This window comes from Hymenobacter sp. R533113 (assembly GCF_056835965.1).
Window position 1 is genome coordinate 1 of sequence record NZ_JAKWBD010000018.1, and the last position, 24,225, is coordinate 24,225.

Consider the following 24,225-nt stretch of genomic DNA (forward strand, 5'->3'; position numbering starts at 1 on the left):
TGCTGGGCCGGGCTGGGTGTGGGGGCGGGTGCGCCATTAAAATTCGGTGCGCAAGCTAAACTACCTGCTAGCAACGCCCTGGCTATTTCTTTTGAGATTGTTCACATCGTAGCTCACCATTTCAACACTGAGGTCTGAGAAGACTATGGCCTTCTGTGGCGAATGCTCTACCAAGCCATTTATAATCCTGCTAGAACTTCCTGAATCCATCGCTTTGTTCCTCGGGCAAGAAGGAGACTATGGTTTTGTTTCCGCCGATTGGAAACTTGGTGGGGGCGGTCTTGGACAAGGCTTCATTTCAAAGAAAGAAAATACGGGCTATGGGTTTATTGATGCGTCTGACGTCCGAGTTATCAATGGCAGTTGAGGAGGAATTCAGAGGAAAGGATATGGTCAAGAATTACTGAAAGACTCATCCAGAAATCCAAAGGCGTTATACGTAACTTTCCTTTAAACAGAGCTTTCACCAGTACCACAGGATTGGGTTTTGCTATAATCAAGGAAATCAGTGACATCCAGTACGATGGTCAAAAAGTTGGTCTAAGCACTTCTACGGTAGCCGTGGCTCTCAACTACTCCATCCCTCTATCCTGATTTATCGGTGCAACCGAGAGCCCGTTGTGCCACTTCGTTGCGGGAATATGACCGGGGAAAGGTGCTGCCCAACGATACAATCATGTCAGTCACCTGATGGGCGGCCGCATCGATGCATCCCGCCTGATGGATGATGCCCGCCGTCATTTTCGGCCCAGGAAATCATTCTCCAACCGCATGTTGAACATGGCTTCCGTGGATAATGTGTCATTTAGCGTCGGCATTGCCCGGCCGGGCGATGTGCCAGGCTCAGGTGATCGGCTCCTTTTCCTCCACATCAATCGGCGACGGGTGCATCAAAGTCACCCAACGAAGGCTTTCTTCACCCAAAATGTCGGCTGATTGACGTGCCGGAAAGCCGCCGAAACGGAAGAGGAAACAACCAAACGACTTTGCGCGGCGGCAGTTGCGCTTGGTACTGGCGGCCGCAGGAAACCAGATGAAGCCACCGAATCCAGCAGTTATTTTTGAGTTGGAGTAATAGCGCTGCGCTTCATGAGTGAATGAATAGGTTCTCCTTGCCATCTCATATTTTACCACTCAATAACCACTCACCTATGCACGAGGTATCGCTGGCTTTTTTTCAAACTTACACCAACGTAGGCCGCTGTACGTGGTGGCGGAGACGTTGAAAATGCCCTAGCTACCTGCAGCGGCGGCGGTGGCTAAGCTTATTCGGTGGCAACTGCTGCTCAGCCTGTTACTCCAGTGGCGGCGCCCGCTTTTGCCCCCAGCCCTCTGCCCCACCCGCAGCACCGGCAGTACCGGCACTGACGGCGCTCTCTGCCCCACCCGTGGCGGTGAAGCCTGTTGCGCCCGCGAGGCTGCCTTCAATGGCCGGGCTGAATTTGCCCCCCACGCCACCCGCTCCGGGTCCATGCGCACGATGATAATAAGGCCGTTCGCATTGCTGCCAAGTGTGGAGTAAGGCGTTTCGGTAAGGGGCGGGGCTGTGCGCTGTGGCCTATCCTCCACGGGTGGGGCAGGCGGAGCCGGAATTGTCGGCGCGGAAGCGGGTGGCGTGGGGGCAAATTCAGCCCGGCCATTGAAGGCAGCCTGCGGGCGCAACAGGCTTCACCGCCACGGGTGGGGCGAAAACCGTCGGTGCCGGTACTACCGGTGCTGCGGGTGGGGCAGAGGGCTGGGGCAAAACGGGCGCCGCCACTGGAGTAACAGGCTGAGCAGCAGTTGCCACCGGAGTAAGCTTAGCCACCGCCGCCGCTACTGGTAGCTGGGGGGCATTTTCAGCAGTCTCCGCCACCACGTACAGCGATACGTTGGTGTAGAAGTTTTGAAAAAAGCCAGCGACGCCTCGTGCATAGGTGAGTGGTGAGTGGTGAAGTGGTAAAATTATGAGATGGCAAAGAGTGAAGAACATTCTTCATTCCTCATGAAGCGCAGCACTATTACTCCAACTCAAAAATAGCCTTTAGTTCGGTGGCTTCATCTGGTTTCATGCGGCCGCCGAGTACCAAGCGCAACTGCCGCCGCCGCAGCGCCCCGTCGTACAGTTTAATTTCCTCTTCCGTTTCGGCCACGGCTTCCGGCACGTCAATCGGGCGGCCCGACTGATCCACGGCCACGAAGGTGAAGAAAGCCTCGTTGGATTTGACTTTGGTACCCGTCGGGATGTCCTCGGCCCACACGTTGATGTGCACTTCCATGGAGGAGCTAAAGGAGCGCGTCACCTGAGCTTGCAGCGTCACCACGTTGCCGAGGCGAATGCCGGCGCTAAATGACACATTATCCACGGAAGCCGTGACAACGATGCGGTTGGAGTGTTTCTGGGCCGAAATGGCGGCGGCAATGTCCATCAGGTGCATCATGCGGCCGCCCATCAGGTTGTTGAGCGTATTGGTATCGTTGGGCAGCACCAGCTCGGTCATGTTCACGAACGAGTCTTTAACGGGCTTCTGTTTGCGCATCGGGATAGAGAGAGTAGGGGATAGTGAAGGAAGAGGCAAAGGTAGTTGAGAGCCACGGCTGCCGTAAAGTGCTAGACCAACTTTTTGACCATCGTATAAGATGTCGCGATTTCATTGATTATAGCAAAACCCAATCTGTGGTATAAATTGAAAGCTCTGTTTTGCTTATCTACGCTCAAGGAAAGTTGCGTATAGCGCTGCGCTGCTAGTTTCTGAATGAGTCTTTCGAGTAATTCTTGACCGTATCCTTTTCCTCTGAATTCCTCCTCAACTGCCATTGATAACTCAGGCGTCGAATTATCAATAAACCCATAGCCCTTATTTTCTTTCTTTAATAACCTTGTCCAAGCCGCCCCCACCAAGTTTCCATCGGCGGAAAGCACAAAACCATAGTCTCCTTCTTGCCCGAACGAAGCAGCATACTTGGCAAGCGATGGTTCATAAATAATGGATTCGGGAAGTTTTTTAGCAGGATTATAAATGGCTTGGTAGAGCATTCGCCACAGAAAGCCATAGTCTTCAACTTGAATTTCTCGAACCTCAGTCATCGCTTATTTTGGTGTTGTATTAAATGGTGGTATACGATGTAATTGTCTCAAAAAGAAATAGCCGAAACCTTGCTTTGAGGTAGTTGCTTGCGCACCAAATTTCTAATGCTCATCAAAATAAGTCACTTTACCCGCCCCACCCAGCCCGGCCCAGCAGCGGCACAAACCGAAACTCCTCGAAAATCTCGCGTGAAAATTCTTCTTCGCTTTCGCGCACTACGCGCATCATGCGCTGTACCTGGGCGTCGCCTACCGGAATAACCAGGGCGCCGCCGATGCGCAGCTGGCGCAGCAACGGCCGCGGAATAGTGGGCGAGCCGGCCGTCACCAGAATCTTATCGAAAGGCGCCTGTTCGGGCAGACCCAAGGAGCCGTCGCCGCAGACCAAGTGAGCGTGCTGGTGCAGCTCCGCCAGGCGCTTGCGCGTGCCTTCAAACAGGTTGGGGTTGTACTCGATGCTGAACACATGGGGGGTAAGCTGGAGCAGCACGCAGCACTGATACCCCGACCCGGTACCTATTTCCAGCACCTTGTCGTGGGGCGCGAGCCGGAGCAGCTCCGTTTGATAAGCCACCGTGTAGGGCTGCGAGATGGTCTGCCCTTCGCCAATCGGGAAGGCCTTGTCCTGGTAGGCGTGGGCCTGAAAAGCCGGCGCGAAGAAAAGATGACGCGGCACGGTGCCCACGGCCGCAAGCACCCGCTCGTCGCGAATACCCTTGCGGCGAAGTTCTTCCACAAGGGCACGGCGTAGGCCGCGGTGCCGGTAACTGTTAGCGTCCATGAGATGATTCCGGGAATGAGTAGGGCAGAAGGCCGGAAAATTCCGCTGTAATGCTCTACCTTTGACTTCTCCGAAAGAAAGCAAAATTGCCCCCCAACGTAGTTCTGACGGCGAAATTACGCTTTCGTCGCCATTGCCGCCCCACCACCTGTTGTTGCCGGTCCGCAAGGTCCGGCTTGTTTGTCCGCCCTTGATCCGTACCATCCAAAAGCTGAAGCTGATAAGCGCCGATTTCGGTGCGGCCCTCCTGGCGTGGATATGTTTTTTTCTGCTGCGCAAATACCTGCTCAGCGAAATAAATGAGGGCTATGTCTTTACCGAAAGCGTGATGTTCTCGCTTACCGGCTCGGCGGTCGTTATCGCCTCTTTCTGGCTGGTTCTGTACGCGCTGATCGGGGAATACCGCGACATTTTTCGCAAATCGCGCCTGGCCGAAATCATTGGGCTGGCGCGGGTATCAGTCATTGGGGCCATTGTTATTTTCTTCGCTTTTCTGCTCGATGACGAAGGCGTAAGCAGCTATCAGCTGTACTACAAAACGATTTCGGCCTACTTCCTGCTGCATTTCTTTATCACGGCGGTGCTGCGTACCTGGGCCGTGAGCAGTGTGCAGAAGCTGGTACGCAGTGGCGTTATTTCCTTTAATACCTTATTGGTAGGCTCGAACGCGCTAGCCCACGACACCTACCACGAGCTGGTGCGCACAAGTCGCCATCTGGGTCTCAAGCTAGTCGGGTTTACGCCCGTGGGCGACACCATAGATGAATCCCTGGCCGAGGCCCTGCCCCGGCGCGGCAGCTACCAGCGCCTGCCGGCCCTCATCCGGGCGCTGCGCATCGAGCAAGTAGTAATTGCCATTGAGCCCAGCGAGCACCGCATGATTCAGGAAATCCTGGCCCTGCTGGAAGGCTCAACTGCCCGCGTCAGCGTGCTGCCCGACCTCTACCAGATGCTGCTGGGCTCAGTAAAGGTCAACCACTTGTTTGGCACTCCGCTCATCGAGATAAAGCAGGACTTGCTGCCGCTGTGGCAACAGATTCTGAAGCGGATAATTGATGTGGCGGGCTCCGGCTTGTTTTTGCTGCTGGGCTGGCCAGTGTACGCGTTTACGGCCTTCATGGTCAGGCTGTCATCGCCGGGGCCGATATTCTATGCCCAGGAGCGTATTGGGCGCCACGGGGTGCCGTTTCGGATTTATAAGTTTCGCTCCATGTACATTGATGCCGAGGATTGCGGCCCCGCCCTCAGCTCCGACCGCGACCCGCGCATTACGCCCTGGGGCCGCTTTATGCGCAAGGTGCGCCTCGATGAGCTGCCCCAGTTCTGGAACGTGATTAAGGGTGATATGAGCATTGTGGGCCCACGGCCCGAGCGGCAGTTTTTTATCAATCAGATAACCAAAATTGCCCCCCACTACCGGCATCTGCACCGCGTCCGCCCCGGCCTTACCTCGCTGGGCCAGGTGAAGTACGGCTACGCCGAAACCGTTCCGCAGATGGTCGAGCGTCTTAAGTTTGACATTCTCTACATCGAGAATATGAGCTTGGCCATGGACTTTCGGGTGCTCCTCTACACGCTCAAGATTATTATTGAGGGCCGGGGGAAGTGAAGAGGTGAGTTTGTGAAATGGTTAGAATTTGCGGATGAAAAATGGAGGGGAATTCCTGCTACTGACAACTTCACCATTTCACAAACTCGCCTCTTCACCTTTCCTCCACCGGCAGATTAGGCAGGGAAGGATTGTATTGCTCAATGGCTTCGTCTACCGTCGCGACGGTGGTGTGGCCGCCCAACATGCGCTCGGCTTGGGCATGGTCGAGCGCGCCTTCATTGTGCGCCAGGAAAATGGTGGCTACTCCGTTGCCGATGAAGTTGGTGATGGAGCGCGCCTCCGACATAAAGCGGTCGACTCCCAGCAGTAGGGCCAGCCCTTCTACCGGAATTACTTTGATGGCCGTGAGCGTGCTGGCCAGCACCACAAACCCCGAACCCGTGACGCCCGCCGCGCCTTTGCTGGTTACCATCAGAATACCGATTACGGTCAGAATTTGCCCCCCGGTCAGCGTTACGTTGTACACCTGGGCCAGAAACAGCGTTGCCAGCGACAGGTAAATGGTAGTACCATCAAGGTTGAAAGAGTAGCCGGCCGGCACCACAAGGCCCACCACAGGCTTGGCGCAGCCCATGCGCTCCAGCTTCTCCATCAGGCCCGGTAAGCCAGCCTCTGAGGAGGAAGTACCCAGCACAATCAGCAGCTCCTCTTTGATGTAGCCCAGAAACGACAGCAGCTTCAGGCGGCAGTAGCGCAAAATGGCTCCCAGCACCAGAAACACGAACAGGGCCATGGTGATATACACCGTCACCATGAGCTTGCCCAGCGGAATAAGCGTCGCGACGCCGTATTTGCCAATGGTGAACGCCATGCCGCCAAACGCCCCGATGGGCGCGAAGCGCATCACCCAGTGCAGCCCCAGAAACACGTAGCGCGAAGCCCAGGTAAGCCGGTCGATGATAGGCTGTCGCCGGGCGTAGCGGCTCAGAAAAATGCCCCCCACAATGGACACAAGCAGTACTTGCAGGGTCAGGTTGTCGGCCAGGAATTGAAGCCAGGAAAACTCGCCGGCTTTCTGGGTGTACTGATTAATGCTTGCGCCGTCGGCATTTTGGGGCACCACGCCCGCGCCCGGCTGAATGACGTAGGCCACGCCAATGCCGATAAGCAAGGCAAGGGTAGTAACGACCTCAAAGTAGATCAGCGCCTTGCCGCCAATCCGTCCTACCTTCTTCAAATCGCCCATACTGCTGATGCCCAGGGTGATAGTGAGGAAGATAATGGGGTTGATGAAGAGCTTCACCACGTTGATAAAAGCCTTGCCCAGCACATCCATCTTCACGGCCGTATCCGGCGCGAAGTGCCCCAGCAGCGCACCAGCTATGATGGCGGTCAGCACCCAGAAGGTGAGGTTGGTGACGATTTTTTTCATGAAATCAACCTAAGTGAGTTACACAAGAAGTAGGGTGCGTGGCACGCACCCGTCGTTGAACGATACGTATTGACCAAACCTTCATTAACAACCAAACAGCAACGGGCGCCTGCGAGGCGCCTCTACCGCGTAAACCACCAGCCTAACAACGCCAGCAACGGCAAAGAAAGCGGAATCCCAAGTCCCACCATTTGGGCTGCCAGCGGCGGGTCGAGGCCGTAGCGCTCCGCCACCACAGCCGCCGTATTCATGGGGCCAATAGCGGCCCCCAATATGCAAAGATCCACCACCTGATCGTGCTGCTGAGCCGCCGCTTGATACAGGCCGTAGATGAGCAGCGGGGCCAACAGCAGCTTGTACGATAAGCCTAAAAGTATGGGGCGGGCCTGCGCTGGCGGCACCCGCAGATTCATCTGCAAGCCCACCGAGAGCAGCGCGATAACCGGAAACGGTCCGCTTATTTTTTCCAGCACCCCGCGCACCAGCTCCGGGTGCTGGTAGTCGGCCGCGTTGGCTACCATGGCTAGCACGAAGGCCAGAAACGGCGGAAACCGCAGCACATTGCGCAACATTGACCCCCACGACGGCTCGGCAGACCCGTACCAGGAAGCCACCGCCACCCCCAGCGTGACCACCACCAGAAACGATCCGGCCTGGCTCATCATAATGCCCAGTTCCAGTCCCTCGCGCCCATACAGCAGCTCGAAAATTGGAAATCCGACAAACGAGGTACTGCTAATGCCCCCCGTCAGAATCAGGGCGCCGATGGTCGCCCGCGAGAGCTGCATGCGCCTACCCATCAGCTCAAAAAACACGTAGGCCGCCCCGAAAATCAACCACGGTGCCAGCACCGGCAGCAGAAAGTGACTATCGAGCCGGGCGACGGCCAGATGCAGGAACGTGAGGGCCGGCATGAACACCATCACCAGCAGCTGATTCAGCACCGCCGGCGCGCTGGCCGGCACCAACCGCCACCGCCGCAGCGCCGCGCCAACGCCCAAGCACAGCAGCAGCACGGTCAGGTTGGTCATTGCTTAGAAAAGAGAATTAAAGCTTTAAACTATGGCCGTCATGCAGAGCGGAGCGAAGCATCTCGCGTGTTTATCTGGATTACTAAGCTGATATCAGCACGCGAGATGCTTCGCTCCGCTCTGCATGACGGCCATAGTTGCGCTTCTAAAAAGTCAGCGTGATGTTGGAGTAATAGTAGGCGCCGTTGAAGCCAAACTGCGCTACGTTGCGCGAGTAAGGAATTTCGCCGTAGGAATAGCTGGCGAAGCGGGCGGCATCCACTTTGTCGGGGTAGACGTTGGTGATGTTGTTAGCACCTACGGTTAGTGAAACCGCTTTTACCGGATTATACACCAAAGCCAGATCAAGCAGGGTTTTGCCTTCGAACTCCTGGCTGATGTGGGGCACGTAGCGGGGGGCTGATCCAGTGATGTTGGCTGGTTTTTCATAAGCCGTCACTGGCCCAAAATACGAGGCGCGGGGCGTAATGCTGAACTTGCCCACCTGATAAGTCAGCGAGAACAGTATTTTCTGGCGCGGCTGTGCCCGCTCAATCAGCCCGATGCTGACCGTGTCGATGAGCAGAATGCGGTTGGTGGTGCCGGCTTGCAGGGCAGCCGGCGTGTCGCTGGTGCGCACGATTTCGGTGGCGTTGAACGTAAGCGCCAGACTGGTGCTCAGGCGGCTACGGTCACTGATATCATACTTGTAGGTGGTTACCAAGTCGATGCCGCGCGTGCGGGTATCGATGGCGTTGGTGAAAAAGCGGATTTCGCTGATGTTAGCAAAATCAGGGGTTTGCAGGGCCCGAATGTCGCTTTTGACCAGTCGCTCACTGTTGATGATACGGTCCTGAATATCAATCTGGTAGGCATCAACGGTAAAGAGCAGGTCTTCCGTGAGTTTGGCGGCCACTCCCAGGCTATAGTTCCAGGAGGTTTCGGCCTTAGGATCGGTTACGCCCAGGGGCACGAGGCGGGGGTCATTGTTGCGCAGCTGTTTCGTCTGCACGATAGCGCCGGCCTGCACCGTAGATGTTGATACACTATTGAAGGTTTGCTGGAGAGAAGGAGCCCGGAAACCGCGGTTGATGGAGCCGCGTAGCGCAATACCTTCCGTCAGCTTTAAGCGCGAAGCCAGCTTGCCCGATATGTTGGAGCCAAAGTCAGAGTAGTTTTCGTAGCGCAGGGCCGTGGTTACCAGCAGGCGCTCCGTGATGTCGCTTTCTACGTCCACGTACACGCCAATATTGCGGCGGGTTTCGTCGGTCTCGTCGTCGGGCGCGATGCCGGGCCGGCCACTGGAGCCGGGCGCCTTCGCCGTGCGGGCGGGTACGGGCGGTGGTCCCGGTTGGGCGGGCGCGGCCAGCGCCAGCGGACCCACTTCATACGACCCAGGGCTGCCTTTTTCCAACTGGAAGCGGTCTATCCGGAACTGGCTGCCGAGGGCCAGGTTGAATGACTTCGTGCCAAATAAACCCACGTAGTTGCGCGACACGTTTACCTCGCTCGTGCTCTGCCCAAAGGCGCTACGGCCCACATAGAAATCGGTGGGAGAGTTGGCGCCCAGCGAGGGATTGGCGGTTTTGTTGGCGTTGAGGTCGAGGTAGTTGTAGCCGTAGCCCGTGCTGAAATCGAGGTTCCAGCCGCCGGCCAGCTTACGACTCAGTCCTACGACAGCCGAGTAGTCGACGCTGCGGCCGGGCAGCTCAGGCAGGTAGCCGTCGGGGTGTATGGGGCTGTAATTCACGTTATTGGGCTGGGCGTTCCGAAAGAAGCCGTAGGCCAGAATGTCTTTGCGCGAGTACCCGCCGAAGCTGTACACCGACCACCCGGAGCTGCCTACCGGCACGCCCAGGTTGTAGAACCCTTGGTAAATATCAGCCTGGTTGCTGCCGTACACACCTACCTTGAAGGGCTCGCCCACTGGCGGATACACGCCCCGCTCGGCCCGGATGCGGTTCTCGTTGGCGATTTGGGTGGGCGTGGGCGTGGGGTTGGCGGCGGTCAGGGCCGGAAAGGCGGTATAAATGCCCCCCAGGTAGTCATCGGAGCGGTCCGTTTGGTTCTGGCGCTGGTATTGGAGCGTCAAGTTGAGATAGCCCGGATTGGTTTTGCCCAGCTTAATCCCGTAATTGGCCCCCGCCAGATACTGCGTGCCATCCCCTTCCTGGGTCACGCCAAACTGGGTTCGGACGGTAGCCACGCCCGTGCTTTTATTCAGTCCCAGGTTAATTACGCCGGCAATGGCGTCAGAGCCGTACTGGGCCGCTGCGCCATCGCGCAGCACTTCAATACGCTCAATGGCCAGCGACGGCACCGCGTTCAGGTCGGTGACGACGGTGCCACTACCCACGGTCACATTCAGATTGAGGGCCGAAAACTGGTGGCGGCGCTTGCCATCCACGAGCACCAGCACCTGGTCGGGGGAGAGGCCGCGCAGGGTGGCGGGGTCAGCGTAGTTGGCTACGCCGTTTACCCCGGTTTTGGCCGAGTTGAACGAAGGAGAATTAAACTGCACCTGCTGGCCCAAATCAACCTGCCCGGTGGCTTGCAACTCCTTGGCATTCAGTACATCGACCGGCGCGGGACGCTCTACGTCGGTGCGGGGCAGGCCGCGCGAGCCCACTACCGTTACCTGGCCCAGCTCGGTGGTGCTGGTTTGCAGGCGCACATTCAGCGTGGTCCGGTCGCCCACGGCCAGCTGCTGACTTTTGAAGCCTATAGCCGATACTACTAAGGTAGCGCCCGGCTTGACGGTGATGGAAAAGCGCCCGTCGCCGTCGGTGCTGATGCCGTTGGTAGTGCCCAGCTCCAGCACCGTAGCGCCCGGAATTGCCTCCCCACCATCAGTAGTTACGCGGCCGGTGATGGTGGCATCTACCGCCGTTTTGGGCAAGGCTACAGGGGCCAGCAGAATACCGCTGTTCACTACTTCATACGTGATTTGCAACGGGCCAAATAAGGATTGCAGCACGCCACTCAGTGGCGTATCCACCGCCTGCACCGTCACCTTGCGGTTGGCGCCAATGAGCTGCGGGCTGTATAAGAAGCGCGTGTGCACCTGGTTTTCGAGGCTAGCCAGGGCCGTGAGCACCGGCTGCTCTTCCAGCAGCAAAGTCACGTGCTGTTCCAGTACGCTCTGTTCGGTCCGATCGGTTGCCGCCGCTGGCGAAGCCAGCCCGAGGAACGGCACCAATGCGAGCACCAATAGCCGGCAGTGGTGAGCGAAGGGTAGAAGTAATTTCATGGGGTGGGAACGGGTTTGGTGGGATTAGAAGGAGGAGGAATGCGAGAGAGGTCGAAGGAGAAAAGGCGGATTAAAAGCCCCGGTAGTAAGCTGGGGGGCTTTTTTGAGCTTAGCCGGCGGCGGGCAGCGTGTCGGATGGCCGGAGTTTGCTGCCGCAGCCTTTGCTGTGAAAAATGACTTTCGTACCGGCCCGCTCGTAGGAAGCGCCTAGCGCTTTGCACAGCAAATCCAGCTTTTCAAACATGGGCTCATCCCTGAAAATCAGGCGCACGGTGCAGCCGCTCAGCGCTGCCTCGTCGTAGACAATAGGTACCCCGTAGGCATGTTCCAGGGCTTGAATGACTTCCGTCACCGGCCGGTCGTCGAAGGCGAACGGACGGGGAATAAGCAGGGCCGGCCGCTCTACCAGCTCCTTGCGCATCTCCAGCGCTTCGGGCGAGTACGCTACCTGCTGATTGGGAATAAGTTCGAGCGGCGCTGCTACCCGGCCGGCCCGGCTGCCCGTGCCGGTTGGGCGCGGACTTACCCGTACCCGACCGGTACGCACCATTACCAAGGCTTGGGGCTGCTCAGGGTAGGCGCGCACGGTGAAGCTGGTGCCGAGTACAGTCGTAACCACCTTATCGGTTACGACCAGAAAGGGCTTGACCGGATTGTGCGCGATGTCAAAAAATGCTTCGCCTTGCAGAAATACTTCCCGCTTAGCGTCCGTGAACTGCTGGGGGTAGCTCAGAGTGCTGCGGGGCTGCAAACGCACTGTGCTGCCATCGGCCAGCGCGAGGCGAGCAACCTGGGAAGTAACATTCGTATGCGTAATCCATTGGCTGGTGCTTAACGCGGGCGCGGCCCGAGGAACAGATAGTCGGGCAGCCGCCACTGGTGCCTGCCGGGGCGGCAACAGACGCAGCGCGCCGAAGCCTAACCCCAGCACAAGCAGCGCCGCAGCGGCCCAATGAAGTGGTGTTAATCGCCACATCGGAACGGCTTCGTCGGCTGAGGTCGAAGCTTGAATCTGGTTCTCGATCCGGCGCCACAGTGTAGCTTTCAAACGGGCACTATCGGCGGGACTTAGCTTAGGGTTAGAGGCTGTACCGAGCGCCTCGTACCACTGCTCCACTAGCTTCGCCTCGTCTGGGGGGCTTTCTCCACGCAGGTAGCGCTGCAATACAGCCTCATGGGTTTCTGGCTTCATACTCGACGGTGATAAGTAGGGCTTCCTTATCAGGTCGGGCCTAGCGGGCGAATCCCTTGCCTGGGCATGAAATATTTTTTGCCGGGAGAAGCAAAAGCATAAAAAGTCTGGTTCACACCAAGTGCGAACCAGACAGGTATAAGCGCTACTCACTCGTAAGTAGCAGTTTAGATTAAAAAAGTAATTGAGAAAACAAGAGAGCAAGCACCAGAAAGTCTTTCAGGCGAGCTCGCAAAAACCGTAGCGATTGGGTGAGGTGATACTCCACTGTTTTGGGAGCCAGGTTCAGCTGCACCGCAATTTCGGGCACCGATTGGTATTGCTCCCGACTCAGGCGAAAAACTGCCTGGGTATTGGTCGGCAAGCTGCACACACTGGCTGCCAGGGCCGCTGATAAGTCGGCGGTGCCTAGTGTTTCTTCCGTTGCCCGGTCGGCGGCAGGTAAGCGGTGGGTAGCAAAGGCCACATAGCCCTCGTGCGTCGCGCGGCTCCGGATGCAGTCGATAATTTTGTATTTGGCGGCCGTAAACAGATATACATCCAGCTTGTGGATGCGGGCGGTAGCACGCTTGTGCCAGAGAGCCACAAATAAGTCCTGCACTACCTCCTCGGCATCGGCCGCGGAGCCGAGCTTGCGGTGTGCCAGCTCGTGGAGCCGCTGCCAATAGCGCTCATATATTTCGGTGAAAGCTTTTTCGTCTCCCGCCTCCAATGCTACTACCAGTGCATCGTCGTTCCAGGCAGAGCAGGGCCGCAGGGTTTTGGAGGCAGCGGAAGAAAGCACTCTCATAAATACATGAAAACCAGCTTACAATGACCTCTACAATTTATAATAAATTATCAATTAAAGTACATTTATATACAAGCCTTGTAGGTTGAAGGGTGGAGCTTGCTGGTTGTTGGCTGTCGCAGTGGTTGGTTCTATTCGGCAAGGACCTGGAAATCATTTCTTCGCCTCAGGTTGTTAGCAGCGCTACTCCCTGCCGAATCCTGCGGCAGCAGTACATTCGTACCTCAATAATCAGCGCAGCAACTCGTGTTTACTGGAATTATAGAATCGCTCGGCACCATCACGGATGTGCAAACCGAAGGCACCAATCGCCATTTCACGGTGACCACGCCGTTTGCCCACGAATTACAGATTGACCAAAGCGTCGCCCACGACGGCGTCTGCCTGACGGTAGTGGCCGTGGATGCGGCCGCCGGTACGCACACCGTTACGGCCATTGATGAGACCCTGCAAAAAACCAATCTGGGGAAGTGGCAGCGCGGCCGCCGCGTAAACCTGGAGCGCTGCCTGTCGGCTAATGGCCGCTTTGATGGCCACATTGTGCAGGGCCACGTCGACCTGACGGCTACCTGCGAGAGCGTAACTGATCAGAACGGCTCCTGGGTTTACCGCTTCCGCCACGAGCCCGGCCCCGGCCGCGTGACGGTGGAGAAGGGCTCCATCAGCATCAACGGCACCAGTCTCACCTGCTTCGACAGCACCGACGACGGCTTCAGCGTGGCCATTATTCCCTACACCTACGAGCATACCACCTTCCAGGACCTGCGCCCCGGCGACCTGGTAAATCTGGAATTTGATATTGTAGGCAAGTACGTGGCCAAGCTACTAGGCAAGTAATAGGACTTACGCACTGGAGATGTAGCGCGAAGCTTCCGCTTCGCGTATCGTGGCTGAGTATCAACTGATTCCGTTCAACGATACGCGAAGCAGAAGCTTCGCGCTACAAGCCTACGCCCCGTTTTTGAGTTACCCTACTTACTTATAGGACTTTCGCAGTTGAAACAGTAGCCCTGATTTCAGCGCCTGAAGGTTGCTTTTTGACTTTGCTTTAGGTGGAAGAAGCCAAGAGTAGCTTCAGAAATTTCAACCGCGTGATTCCTGGTACTATACCGCAGGCTCATCGAGCCACCACCGCTTCACGCCCAGCTGGTACAACTCGGCGCAGCCCCAGGCGGCAAGGCTGCCCAGTGCCGCCCCGGCCACCACATCGGAAGGGTAGTGCGCGCCCAGATAAATGCGGCTGTATGAAACAATTACGGCCCAGAGGATCACCACAATCTTGACCAGCCAGAAGCGGCGCGGCAGCACCAGAATCAGAAAGACGGCCAGGGAAAAAGCATTGGCCGCGTGCGAAGATAGAAACCCAAATTGCCCCCCGCAGCCGTGTACCAGGTTCAGCGTCTCCGATAAGTCGGGGTCGTGGCAGGGGCGCAGGCGGGCAAAATAGGGTTTGAATACACGGCTGGAAATGACATCGGCGAGCAGCACGCTCAGGCCCAGCAGAGGTAGTAGCAGCCGGGCGCGCCGCTTATACAAGTAGCCCAGTACAAGGACTATCACAAAATAGGCCGGAAACCACACGAAGCGGTCGGTGAAAAAGACCATCCACTTGTCCATAGCGGGCGAGTGGCTATTGTTTGCGGCTAGTAACAGCCAGCGGTCCAGGGCTTGAAGTCGTTCGATCAATGAGCGGGTGAGTGAGCGGGCAGGGTCAGGACTTGGGGGGCATTTCGGCCCAGAATACGCCTTTGCGCAGCCAGGCCAAGGTGGCAGCTTCGGGCGAATGGGGCTCGGGCTGCTGATCGTAATGCCACTCGCAACGGGGCGGCAGGCTCATCAGAATGCTTTCGGTGCGCCCGCCCGTTTCAAGTCCAAATCGTGTGCCACGGTCGAAGGCGAGGTTGAACTCCGCGTAGCGCGACCGGCGCAGCATCTGCCAGCTTTCCTCGCGCGGGCCATAAGGCAGGGGAGCGTTTTGGCGCATCAACTCAGTATAAGTTGGGCCGAAAACATCGCCTACTTCCTGTAAAAAAGCAAAAAGCTTGTCGGCCGAGCCATGTTGCCCCACGGTCAGACGGTCGAAGAAAATGCCCCCCACACCGCGGGTTTCCTGGCGGTGGGGCAGGTAAAAGTAGTCGTCGGCCGTTTCCCGAAAGCGCGGGTAATACGTGGCGTCGTGCCGGTCGCAGGCGGTTTTCAGGGTTTGGTGAAACCAACGGGCCTGGGCTTCATCCACGTAAATCGGCGTCAGATCGATGCCGCCGCCAAACCAGGCCTCACCGTTGCCGGCCTCAAAGTAGCGCACGTTCATGTGGATAATGGGCACGCGCGGACTGCGCGGGTGCATCACCACCGATACACCCGTGGCGAAGAAGTGCGGGTCGGGCATGAGCAGAACCTTGGCTGCCTGGGCGCTCATCTCGCCGTGAACCGCCGAAAAGCCCACACCGCCCTTTTCGAGGATGGCCCCATTCTCCAGCACCCGCGATACGCCGCCGCCGCCGCCGGGCCGCTCCCACGAGTCGGTGCGGAAAGCAGCGCCCCCATCGGCCGCTTCCAGTTGGGCACACAGGCGCGTTTGAAATGTCCGCATCCAGGCTTCGACTGCGGCGCGCAGGGGGCTGGCTGGCAGCGGGGAGAAGGCAGCTTCGACTACGGGTGGGCTGATTGGGGTAGTACTCATCGGGCGTACGGCTGTTTACCTGGCCTGTTTTGCGCCGAAACGCTCGGCACAACAGCCTAGAAACTGTTGGGGGCAAAATTACGCAGAAAACTGCCCGCCCCGCCAACCCTGCCCCCGAAGCCGTGCTTGTCTAGTTTCAATCCATGTGTGGCTGGAAAGGCCTCAGGAAGTGTTCGTAAGGCGTTGGCTACGTACGTTTTAGCAGGACAAACAACGCATCGTTTATCGCCTGATTCAAGTCAAACAACTTATTTTTGAGTGATTTAGCGCAGATTCCATGCACGGTAGAATCGTCGATTGGCGCGGTGCAATCGGGCATAAAAAAAAGCCCCCCAACCAACTGACTGGGGGGTAAAAATAGACAGGTGTAAGCGCTTGCGTTTGGTAGTATATTTACTACCTTTGGGTATGAAAAGCTCTGAACTACTCCGTAAACTGTACCAGGATGGGTGGTACAAAATTCACCAGGTTGGCAGCCATATCAAGCTTGCCCACCCGACCAAAAAAGGCCTCACACGCTCTGGCTATTTGGAAGTTCCAGCCCACGGAAGCGCAGAAGTCGGCAAGGGTTTAGCGGCAAAACTTCTGAAACAGGCGGGGCTTAAATAGCCCCACCCGTTTTTTATAAAAACCATAAACAATTTTATCATTAAGGTAGTTTATTTACTACCTTTACAACGAAGAAACCAACTTTCCCCGACTGACTATGAAGAAATTTGAAATGATTGTTGAGAAGACCACGACTGGTTACTCTGCCTACAACGAGGCGGAGGGCGCGTACACGGTTGGTACCACCTTCGAGGAGCTGAAAACCAATATGGTTGAGGTGCTGAACTTGGCGCTGAGCGATACTGGACGCACGGTGAGTTACGAGGATGTAAAGGTCACCTACGACTTGCAGAGCTTTTTCGACGCCTATAAGGTCATCAATGCTTCCGCCTTAGCCAAGCGCATCGGCATGACGCAATCCATGCTCTCGCAGTACACCAGTGGCACCAAGAAAGCCAGCCAGCAGCAGGCCCAACGCATTTTGGAAGGGATTCGCGCCGTCGGCAAGGAACTGGCCGAAATGGACTTTGCTTTTTAGGGCTTCCGAAAAGATAGATTTTATAAGTCGTCGCTGGGCTTGTGTTTCCGCACCTCTTGCTCCAGCGCGGCAATACTCTGCAGCAGCTGGTACTCCGTCCGACTCAGGGGCGTCAGCGGAAAGACGTCATACGCTTCGTTTCAACCCATGTGTGGCTGGAAAGGCCTCAAGAAGTAGTTTAATCCTTGTGGTTTCATCGGTTTAAAGGGTCTTGTTTCAATCCATGTGTGGCTGGAAAGGCCTCAGGAAGAGCCCTTAACGGGGCTTTTACGGCGTCTTGCCATGAGTTTCAATCCATGTGTGGCTGGAAAGGCCTCAGGAAGAAAAAGCTGTTTAAGTGCTCTATTGGCGACAATGTAGGTTTCAATCCATGTGTGGCTGGAAAGGCCTCAGGAAGACGTACTCGCCAGAACGCGACGAAATAAGCGCATAGTAGTTTCAATCCATGTGTGGCTGGAAAGGCCTCAGGAAGCGCGCCTTCATTACCCGCGAAGAAGGCGAAGTGCTCGTTTCAATCCATGTGTGGCTGGAAAGGCCTCAGGAAGCTGGCCGCGTAGTGCATGAAGTAGGAGTCGGCGAAAAGTTTCAATCCATGTGTGGCTGGAAAGGCCTCAGGAAGTGTAGCAAATTTCCATAGGCATCTGTATTGGAATCTGAGTTTCAATCCATGTGTGGCTGGAAAGGCCTCAGGAAGATGCAAAATATAGAATCGGGGCGCTTGAACCATTTTAGTTTCAATCCATGTGTGGCTGGAAAGGCCTCAGGAAGCTTGTAGCAGGTCTTCTGGTATTTCTGGCATCGTGGGTTTCAATCCATGTGTGGCTGGAAAGGCCTCAGGAAGACGTGCTGGTGGTGGGCAACGTCAGCCCGTCGAAATGTTTCAATCCATGTGTGGCTGGAAAGGCCTCAGGAAGCGTCAGTTCAACATTACGGAGGACGACGAGGTGTTGTTTCAATCCATGTGTGGCTGGAAAGGCCTCAGGAAGGCGGCCCCGTTAATGGTCAGTGCCTTGCCGTAGGCGTGTTTCAATCCATGTGTGGCTGGAAAGGCCTCAGGAAGGCCAGCAACCAGCGGGAGGACTTGATAGAGAAGATCATGTTTCAATCCATGTGTGGCTGGAAAGGCCTCAGGAAGACGTCGGAGGTGCTCCAGCCGTGGGCGCGGCGGTCGTTTCAATCCATGTGTGGCTGGAAAGGCCTCAGGAAGCTTAAAGTAGGGTAGTTCGATGGCCTGCAAGAGCAGATGTTTCAATCCATGTGTGGCTGGAAAGGCCTCAGGAAGCCAATTGCAACGGAGGCAAGGTGTATCCCGTTGCATGTTTCAATCCATGTGTGGCTGGAAAGGCCTCAGGAAGGTTTTGGCTTTGGCCGGGTCTTTACGCTCAGTAGCGAGTTTCAATCCATGTGTGGCTGGAAAGGCCTCAGGAAGCACGTAGTGCAGCCCTTCCAGCAACGGGAAGCAGCGGGGTTTCAATCCATGTGTGGCTGGAAAGGCCTCAGGAAGACTTGCACTTACGAAAGTGTGTCAGGTTGTTGGGCATATTCAGTTTCAATCCATGTGTGGCTGGAAAGGCCTCAGGAAGTGGTAGAGCTCAAAGCCGGCCAGGCGCTCGGCAACCGAGTTTCAATCCATGTGTGGCTGGAAAGGCCTCAGGAAGAAGTTGGCCGAACGCCCGATGTACATTTGGATGATCTTGGGTTTCAATCCATGTGTGGCTGGAAAGGCCTCAGGAAGCTGCTGCTGCTCAACGTGGGCAACTACCTGGCTGAGTTTCAATCCATGTGTGGCTGGAAAGGCCTCAGGAAGGCGGCGCTGCGGGAGCTGAAACAGAAGCCCACCAAAGTTTCAATCCATGTGTGGCTGGAAAGGCCTCAGGAAGGCCGAAATAATCCAGCAACATCTGTTTGGTCTTACCGGGTTTCAATCCATGTGTGGCTGGAAAGGCCTCAGGAAGGCGGTTCCTACTGCTGTGGGGTGGGCGCGACAGCAGGTTTCAATCCATGTGTGGCTGGAAAGGCCTCAGGAAGAAGCGCGGAGCAAACTAGGTTAGAGCACCCAACAACTAGTTTCAATCCATGTGTGGCTGGAAAGGCCTCAGGAAGCCAGCGACTTTTTAAAGTCCTTCGTGTTTTCCATCTCGTTTCAATCCATGTGTGGCTGGAAAGGCCTCAGGAAGAGGTGCTTGAGAGTGAGCTGCAAACATCGGATTTTCGTTTCAATCCATGTGTGGCTGGAAAGGCCTCAGGAAGAGACCGTCAGAATTGCCCCCCAAACCCGTTCTGCCAAGTAGTTTCAATCCATGTGTGGCTGGAAAGGCCTCAGGAAGCGGCAATCCAACTGTGAGTTTCAGCGTGTGGTTCGAGTTTCAATCCATGTGTGGCTGGAAAGGCCTCAGGAAGATAATCAAACAGGCTCAGTATCACCTTCGAGCTGGGTTTCAATCCATGTGTGGCTGGAAAGGCCTCAGGAAGGGCGACACGATGGACGCCCTGTTTCTGAGTATTGGGTTTCAATCCATGTGTGGCTGGAAAGGCCTCAGGAAGGCAAGCGATTAATGCAGAATATAAATTAGCTACTGGTTTCAATCCATGTGTGGCTGGAAAGGCCTCAGGAAGACCTTTGGGCACTTCTTCCGGGTGATTCAGCAGTTTATGTTTCAATCCATGTGTGGCTGGAAAGGCCTCAGGAAGCCAGCGCGGCGTTGCTCTTATCAATCTGGCCTTTTTGTTTCAATCCATGTGTGGCTGGAAAGGCCTCAGGAAGCCGGGGCTAATTCGGCCAGCTTGGCGGAAGATGAAAGTTTCAATCCATGTGTGGCTGGAAAGGCCTCAGGAAGTTCCCTTCCCGGTGCGACTACTACAACCATAGCAAACAGTTTCAATCCATGTGTGGCTGGAAAGGCCTCAGGAAGGCCAAATACAAAGAATTAGCAAAACAACACCACCCCGAGTTTCAATCCATGTGTGGCTGGAAAGGCCTCAGGAAGCCCAGCCCAGCATATTGGCGGATAGGTGCAGCAGAAGTTTCAATCCATGTGTGGCTGGAAAGGCCTCAGGAAGAAGTAGAAAAATATATTATCGATACAGAAGCCGACAAGCAGCTAGAATGTTTCAATCCATGTGTGGCTGGAAAGGCCTCAGGAAGCGTATTCCAGCTCCACGTCGGGGTTGGGGTTGCGAAGTTTCAATCCATGTGTGGCTGGAAAGGCCTCAGGAAGCGTTCGGCCACGGGCGTTACGGTCCCATTGCCCAGGTAAGTTTCAATCCATGTGTGGCTGGAAAGGCCTCAGGAAGGAAGGGCCGGGGCAGGTTACTTTTTCGATGTGCATATGTTTCAATCCATGTGTGGCTGGAAAGGCCTCAGGAAGCCTTCCAGCGTATCCGTGCGCTGCCGTTCGGCTTCAGCGTTTCAATCCATGTGTGGCTGGAAAGGCCTCAGGAAGGATGCGCAGCCGCAACAACCTGCGCTCGAACCTGACGTTTCAATCCATGTGTGGCTGGAAAGGCCTCAGGAAGCCGCGATGCGGATGAGCAGCTGGTGGCCGGCCGTCTCAGTTTCAATCCATGTGTGGCTGGAAAGGCCTCAGGAAGCGATACCCTGCTCACCATCGAGCAGGAACCCATCAGGTTTCAATCCATGTGTGGCTGGAAAGGCCTCAGGAAGTCTGGGGGGCTTTTTTGTGCCAGTATTTTATTAGAAAAGTTTCAATCCATGTGTGGCTGGAAAGGCCTCAGGAAGGAAGGCACCATTCGCACCAACTGGTACAAGTGGAAGTTTCAATCCATGTGTGGCTGGAAAGGCCTCAGGAAGAGTTGCTCAATTCGGGGCTTACTACCTCAACCAAGGGGTTTCAATCCATGTGTGGCTGGAAAGGCCTCAGGAAGGAGGCAATGGCTAAGCTGCAACAACTATTCAAGTTGAAGTTTCAATCCATGTGTGGCTGGAAAGGCCTCAGGAAGTTTATCGGCAAAAGTCCTACCTTGTACTGTCTCAATAAGTTTCAATCCATGTGTGGCTGGAAAGGCCTCAGGAAGCGAGATAGCCGAGCTCAAGGCCAAAGCCCAGCGCAAGTTTCAATCCATGTGTGGCTGGAAAGGCCTCAGGAAGTCAATTACACAAAGGTTTGCGGAATTAGCACTAAAGTAGTTTCAATCCATGTGTGGCTGGAAAGGCCTCAGGAAGCCGTGTTTTGAGATAAACAGTTGTATAACAGCAACATTGGCTGATTATGGACAGGGTCAAATTGATAAAAAGAGTACGTCAAAGAACAGTATTTTTGATAATTAACTGAATATTTCCGAATCTACAAAATACTGAAAATGAGAGGCTTGTTTAGGGATTTGGCCCAAGTAAAAATAAATTGCCAGCCGGATTACCAATAGCTCGCTTTACTGAATGCACATTTTGCGGTAGGTGCAAGCTACACAACGACTTTTATAGCGTGTTGCTTTGGGAAATATATTTCCCTCAATCACCTCCGTTACGGCAGCGGCTACCCGCTTCACGTCGTCTACGTTGCTGGGAGCAATAGGTACCTCTATCACTTTGTTTCGGCTGCGAGTATACACCAGATACCCTCTGGTAACCTGCTCCCCGTAATTTTCCTCGATCAGCCAGGCGTAGCAATAAAGCTGCGTTTGGTAGGTCTGGTACACCGTGTCCTTCCACTCCGCAAACTTATAGTCGAGTGGAGCCAGGGTACCGTCAGCCAGCCGCAGAATCTCATCTACCTGGCCTCGTAGCACGCCGTTAGTCAGGTACTGGTCCAGGTATTTCTCCCGTACCCCCAGGCGTCGCCGCAGGTAGTCTTTGTTCTGCTCCAGCTTGTCGTCGTGCAGATGCCGGCCCCGCATGACTTTATAGTCCTTCTGCTCGTATTGTGGTACCCGCAACACATACTCAAAGTACGTGAAGCGCGGACAATACAAATGCTCAATCAAGTGTGAGGGCGTGAGCGACATAAATACAGGCCTTACGCAACTGGGGTGGAGAAACGGCTTTTCTCGCCGCCGGGGGGCAATTTTACGTCCCTGAAGCGACGCTTGCTTCTTTGGTAACAGCTGGATTATCCGAATACTCTATTTAAACCGCGTAAGTCCTAAAATAGATAGAACTTACGCAGTAAGCTTACGAAACCACCTTTAAAAGGCTCTGGGGGCATTTTAAAGGTGCTGAAGTGGCTTTTGCTCCTTCGCTAACTTTATGATTAGCAAGATATTCAATACCAAGTGCATAAGTCCTGAAATATAAAATCAATCCATCAAAAGGCCCAACAGACAGCGCGTTGGCGGGCTCATTAGAAAAACAGGGACCGTACCTCATCCGATACCAAGTCTTTATTAAACGCCTGGCCCAGCAGCACCGTCTGCTGTAGTTCGCTCTTGTTCATCGGAAACACATACACCTTGTCGCACTCCTCATCAATCAGCTCGGCCAGCTGGAGCTGGAGCGTATCTTTCTGGGCCGGCGTGAGCGTACCTAGGAAGCACGAGAACTGCACCCGGTACAGCCCCGCCAGCTTACACGCCTTGGCTGCTTTGGTGCGTGCCCGGTCGTTCTCAATATCGTATAGTACCCAGATAATCATGCTACATCGATGTCAGTGGTAGTAGGAGCAGCGCCGCGGCCCAGCAGCGCGTTAGCAAACTGATGGGCATCATACTGCAAGGCCACGCCCCGCAGCAGGTTACGGCCCCGGTGCCGGACACTCTCCCCATCCAGAAACCGGCCGAAAGCCTCTATCAACAGGGCCTTGCCTTCGGCATTTAGCGTCACGCCGCCCGTCAGCGGATCGGTATGGGCCTTGTTCACCTTCTTGGCCGAGAACAGCCGGAATACCGTTTCATCGGCCCACGCCCGGTAGGGCTCAATGAAGTCGAACACCATGCTCAGCTGGTTGTAGTCGTCGCGGTGCAGAAAGCCCAGGTAGGGATCCACCCCCGCCACGATCAGGGCCTTTTCCACCCGGCTGTACAAGATGCCGTAGGCGTAGTTGAGAAAGGCATTGAAGGCATCCGCCGCCGGCCGCCGGCTGCGCCCGCTAAACTGGTAGTCGCGCGGCAGCACGTAGCTTAGCGTCTCGAAGTAGAGCCGGCCCGCGGTGCCCTCCAGCCCGCGCAACGTGTCCGCCACTTGTACCACCGTGGGCGCGTCCAGTGTCTGCACCGATAAGCTTAGCGCTTCCAGCCGCGCAACCTTGTCGTTCAGAAAATCAACGTGCTGCGCCCGGTGCTTCTTTAATTCCTTAATAAACGCCAGTTGGTTGCCCATTTTGGTCAGCAGCCAGCCTTTCACCCAGCGCAGTCCCTCAGCGGCCATACTAGCTTCCAGCTGGGCCTTCCGAATTTTGGTGGTGCTGCCCAGCTTGCTGTGCCACACCCGCCCGATCGGGCTGCCATCGTGCTCCACGAAGAGCAGGTCCACGCTGTGCATCATCGCCAGCCGGATAGCGTCCGTGCTCAGCGCCGACCCGGTAGCCAGCACGATACCCGTCAGCTTGTGAGCCGCGTAGTGGTGGCGCTCCACCTCGCCCTGCGCGTTCTTCTTCCGAATCTCAAACAGCTCGTCCTTCACGTGCACGTACGTGCCGTAGGTATTGATGTGCAGATGCATAGGCCACAGCGTAAATTCAGAAACGTCATGCTCATCCGGCGTCCCGCCGCCTCTCACTTCTCACCTCTCCCTTCTCCGGCTCAATCCACCCGCCGCACCGCCCCAAAGCCCCGCGCCACCGACTTGCCCAGCCCTACTCCATCGGGCAGCAGTACGTTGGCCACGAACTCGCCCTGAAAGCCCAGCATCGGCTGATTTTTGAACTGCGTCGGCACCGGTTCTCCGGGCAGCAGGTGCACCAGCAGCAGGGGCGTATCCGAAGCATAGGCTCCCATCGCCTTCAGCAACGCCAGCACGTTGTTGGTCAGAATGCGGGTCAGCTGCTGGCGGCGCTCCTCTGGTCCCAGCGCCTGGTACTGCCGGTGGTTCTCCTGGTTCAGGGGCATCCACAGCGTCTCAAACCGGTAGCGATGCAGCCCCGCGCTCGGCCCGATGGCCACTGGCCGGTGTTCGATGTGCTTGGCCTGTACCGGATAGTGCCGCCCGTCGATGTCCAGCTCCCGGATGCGCAGAAACAGCTCCACCAGCAGCGCGGCCCCTGCGCCCAGTCCCACCAGCGTGGGCGTGCCCGCCAGCACCTTGTACTGCACCAGCGGGTACTGCTGCCGGAAAGTGCCGTCCTCGTAGTGGTTGTGTAGCAGGGGCGAGTGTTCCCGAAAAAGCTCCCCGAAGTAGCCCCGCAGCTTGTGCGCGTCGCGCGTCCGCAGCCGGATTTCGGGCAGGGTGATGGTGGTCAGGGGGACGGTGTCAGAGCGTGTACTCATTAGC

At 56.0% G+C, this 24,225-nt stretch carries 21 protein-coding genes and 1 CRISPR repeat array; of the genes, 5 read left to right on the forward strand and 16 right to left on the reverse strand.

The features are described from left to right. Positions 1 to 690: 690 nt before the first annotated feature. Positions 691 to 936, forward strand: coding sequence for a hypothetical protein (locus tag MKZ35_RS23455; protein WP_482515633.1), 246 nt, complete (start codon positions 691 to 693; stop codon positions 934 to 936). Positions 937 to 1,233: 297 nt separating this feature from the next. Here the strand turns inward: MKZ35_RS23455 and MKZ35_RS23460 are convergent, their stop codons facing one another. From MKZ35_RS23460 to MKZ35_RS23480, 5 genes are all read right to left on the reverse strand, one after another. Then, on the reverse strand, positions 1,234 to 1,662 hold the full coding sequence (locus MKZ35_RS23460; protein ID WP_482515634.1) for a hypothetical protein: 429 nt from the start codon (positions 1,660 to 1,662) through the stop codon (positions 1,234 to 1,236). Beyond that, the gene (locus tag MKZ35_RS23465) at positions 1,628 to 1,972 is read right to left on the reverse strand and encodes a hypothetical protein (protein WP_482515635.1); all 345 of its coding nucleotides are present in this window, start codon (positions 1,970 to 1,972) and stop codon (positions 1,628 to 1,630) included. The genes MKZ35_RS23460 and MKZ35_RS23465 overlap by 35 nt, the downstream gene beginning before the upstream one ends. Before the next feature lie 28 nt (positions 1,973 to 2,000). After that, positions 2,001 to 2,519, reverse strand: coding sequence for an acyl-CoA thioesterase (locus MKZ35_RS23470; RefSeq protein WP_482515636.1), 519 nt, complete (start codon positions 2,517 to 2,519; stop codon positions 2,001 to 2,003). 71 nt (positions 2,520 to 2,590) lie between these two features. Next, entirely contained in the window at positions 2,591 to 3,016 is a 426-nt protein-coding gene (locus tag MKZ35_RS23475; RefSeq protein ID WP_482515637.1) for a GNAT family N-acetyltransferase, read from the reverse strand. A gap of 178 nt (positions 3,017 to 3,194) precedes the next feature. Continuing rightward, entirely contained in the window at positions 3,195 to 3,848 is a 654-nt protein-coding gene (locus MKZ35_RS23480; RefSeq protein ID WP_482515638.1) for a protein-L-isoaspartate(D-aspartate) O-methyltransferase, read from the reverse strand. 61 nt (positions 3,849 to 3,909) lie between these two features. Between MKZ35_RS23480 and MKZ35_RS23485 the strand changes: the two genes are divergently transcribed. Beyond that, positions 3,910 to 5,457, forward strand: coding sequence for a sugar transferase (locus tag MKZ35_RS23485; RefSeq protein WP_482515639.1), 1,548 nt, complete (start codon positions 3,910 to 3,912; stop codon positions 5,455 to 5,457). Positions 5,458 to 5,551: 94 nt separating this feature from the next. On the opposite strand, the gene MKZ35_RS23490 is transcribed toward MKZ35_RS23485, so the two are convergent. From MKZ35_RS23490 to MKZ35_RS23510, 5 genes are all read right to left on the reverse strand, one after another. Continuing rightward, positions 5,552 to 6,832, reverse strand: coding sequence for a cation:dicarboxylate symporter family transporter (locus tag MKZ35_RS23490; protein WP_482515640.1), 1,281 nt, complete (start codon positions 6,830 to 6,832; stop codon positions 5,552 to 5,554). Positions 6,833 to 6,954: 122 nt separating this feature from the next. Then, positions 6,955 to 7,863: an AEC family transporter gene (locus MKZ35_RS23495; protein ID WP_482515641.1), complete on the reverse strand. Its 909-nt coding sequence runs from the start codon at positions 7,861 to 7,863 to the stop codon at positions 6,955 to 6,957. Positions 7,864 to 8,008: 145 nt separating this feature from the next. Next, entirely contained in the window at positions 8,009 to 11,092 is a 3,084-nt protein-coding gene (locus tag MKZ35_RS23500; RefSeq protein ID WP_482515642.1) for a TonB-dependent receptor domain-containing protein, read from the reverse strand. Between the two features lie 109 nt (positions 11,093 to 11,201). After that, entirely contained in the window at positions 11,202 to 12,284 is a 1,083-nt protein-coding gene (locus MKZ35_RS23505) for a FecR family protein (RefSeq protein WP_482515643.1), read from the reverse strand. A 172-nt stretch (positions 12,285 to 12,456) separates the two neighbouring features. Further along, on the reverse strand, positions 12,457 to 13,074 hold the full coding sequence (locus MKZ35_RS23510) for an RNA polymerase sigma factor (RefSeq protein WP_482515644.1): 618 nt from the start codon (positions 13,072 to 13,074) through the stop codon (positions 12,457 to 12,459). Between the two features lie 246 nt (positions 13,075 to 13,320). On the opposite strand from MKZ35_RS23510, the gene MKZ35_RS23515 reads away from it, so the two are divergent. Then, positions 13,321 to 13,911, forward strand: a complete 591-nt coding sequence (locus MKZ35_RS23515; RefSeq protein WP_482515645.1) for a riboflavin synthase — start codon at positions 13,321 to 13,323, stop codon at positions 13,909 to 13,911. A 267-nt stretch (positions 13,912 to 14,178) separates the two neighbouring features. Here the strand turns inward: MKZ35_RS23515 and MKZ35_RS23520 are convergent, their stop codons facing one another. Then, positions 14,179 to 14,760: a phosphatase PAP2 family protein gene (locus MKZ35_RS23520; protein ID WP_482515646.1), complete on the reverse strand. Its 582-nt coding sequence runs from the start codon at positions 14,758 to 14,760 to the stop codon at positions 14,179 to 14,181. Positions 14,761 to 14,785: 25 nt separating this feature from the next. After that, positions 14,786 to 15,757, reverse strand: coding sequence for an oxygen-dependent coproporphyrinogen oxidase (gene hemF / locus MKZ35_RS23525; RefSeq protein ID WP_482515647.1), 972 nt, complete (start codon positions 15,755 to 15,757; stop codon positions 14,786 to 14,788). A 408-nt stretch (positions 15,758 to 16,165) separates the two neighbouring features. Between hemF and MKZ35_RS23530 the strand changes: the two genes are divergently transcribed. Continuing rightward, complete coding sequence (locus tag MKZ35_RS23530) at positions 16,166 to 16,366, forward strand: type II toxin-antitoxin system HicA family toxin (RefSeq protein ID WP_482515648.1); 201 nt, start codon at positions 16,166 to 16,168, stop codon at positions 16,364 to 16,366. A gap of 97 nt (positions 16,367 to 16,463) precedes the next feature. After that, the gene (locus tag MKZ35_RS23535; protein WP_482515649.1) at positions 16,464 to 16,844 is read left to right on the forward strand and encodes a helix-turn-helix domain-containing protein; all 381 of its coding nucleotides are present in this window, start codon (positions 16,464 to 16,466) and stop codon (positions 16,842 to 16,844) included. 137 nt (positions 16,845 to 16,981) lie between these two features. After that, a CRISPR array of direct repeats spans positions 16,982 to 21,027; the repeat unit is 37 nt; unit sequence GTTTCAATCCATGTGTGGCTGGAAAGGCCTCAGGAAG. 206 nt (positions 21,028 to 21,233) lie between these two features. On the opposite strand, the gene cas4 is transcribed toward MKZ35_RS23535, so the two are convergent. From cas4 to MKZ35_RS23555, 4 genes are all read right to left on the reverse strand, one after another. After that, positions 21,234 to 21,806, reverse strand: a complete 573-nt coding sequence (cas4, locus tag MKZ35_RS23540; protein WP_482515650.1) for a CRISPR-associated protein Cas4 — start codon at positions 21,804 to 21,806, stop codon at positions 21,234 to 21,236. 335 nt (positions 21,807 to 22,141) lie between these two features. Further along, the gene (gene cas2, locus MKZ35_RS23545) at positions 22,142 to 22,432 is read right to left on the reverse strand and encodes a CRISPR-associated endonuclease Cas2 (RefSeq protein WP_482515651.1); all 291 of its coding nucleotides are present in this window, start codon (positions 22,430 to 22,432) and stop codon (positions 22,142 to 22,144) included. After that, positions 22,429 to 23,457 carry a CRISPR-associated endonuclease Cas1 gene (gene cas1, locus MKZ35_RS23550; protein WP_482515652.1) on the reverse strand — a complete coding sequence of 343 codons (1,029 nt, stop codon included), beginning with the start codon at positions 23,455 to 23,457 and terminating at the stop codon, positions 22,429 to 22,431. The genes cas2 and cas1 overlap by 4 nt, the downstream gene beginning before the upstream one ends. An 80-nt stretch (positions 23,458 to 23,537) precedes the next feature. Then, positions 23,538 to 24,221, reverse strand: coding sequence for a CRISPR-associated endonuclease Cas6 (locus MKZ35_RS23555; RefSeq protein ID WP_482515653.1), 684 nt, complete (start codon positions 24,219 to 24,221; stop codon positions 23,538 to 23,540). Between the last annotated feature and the right edge of the window lie 4 nt (positions 24,222 to 24,225).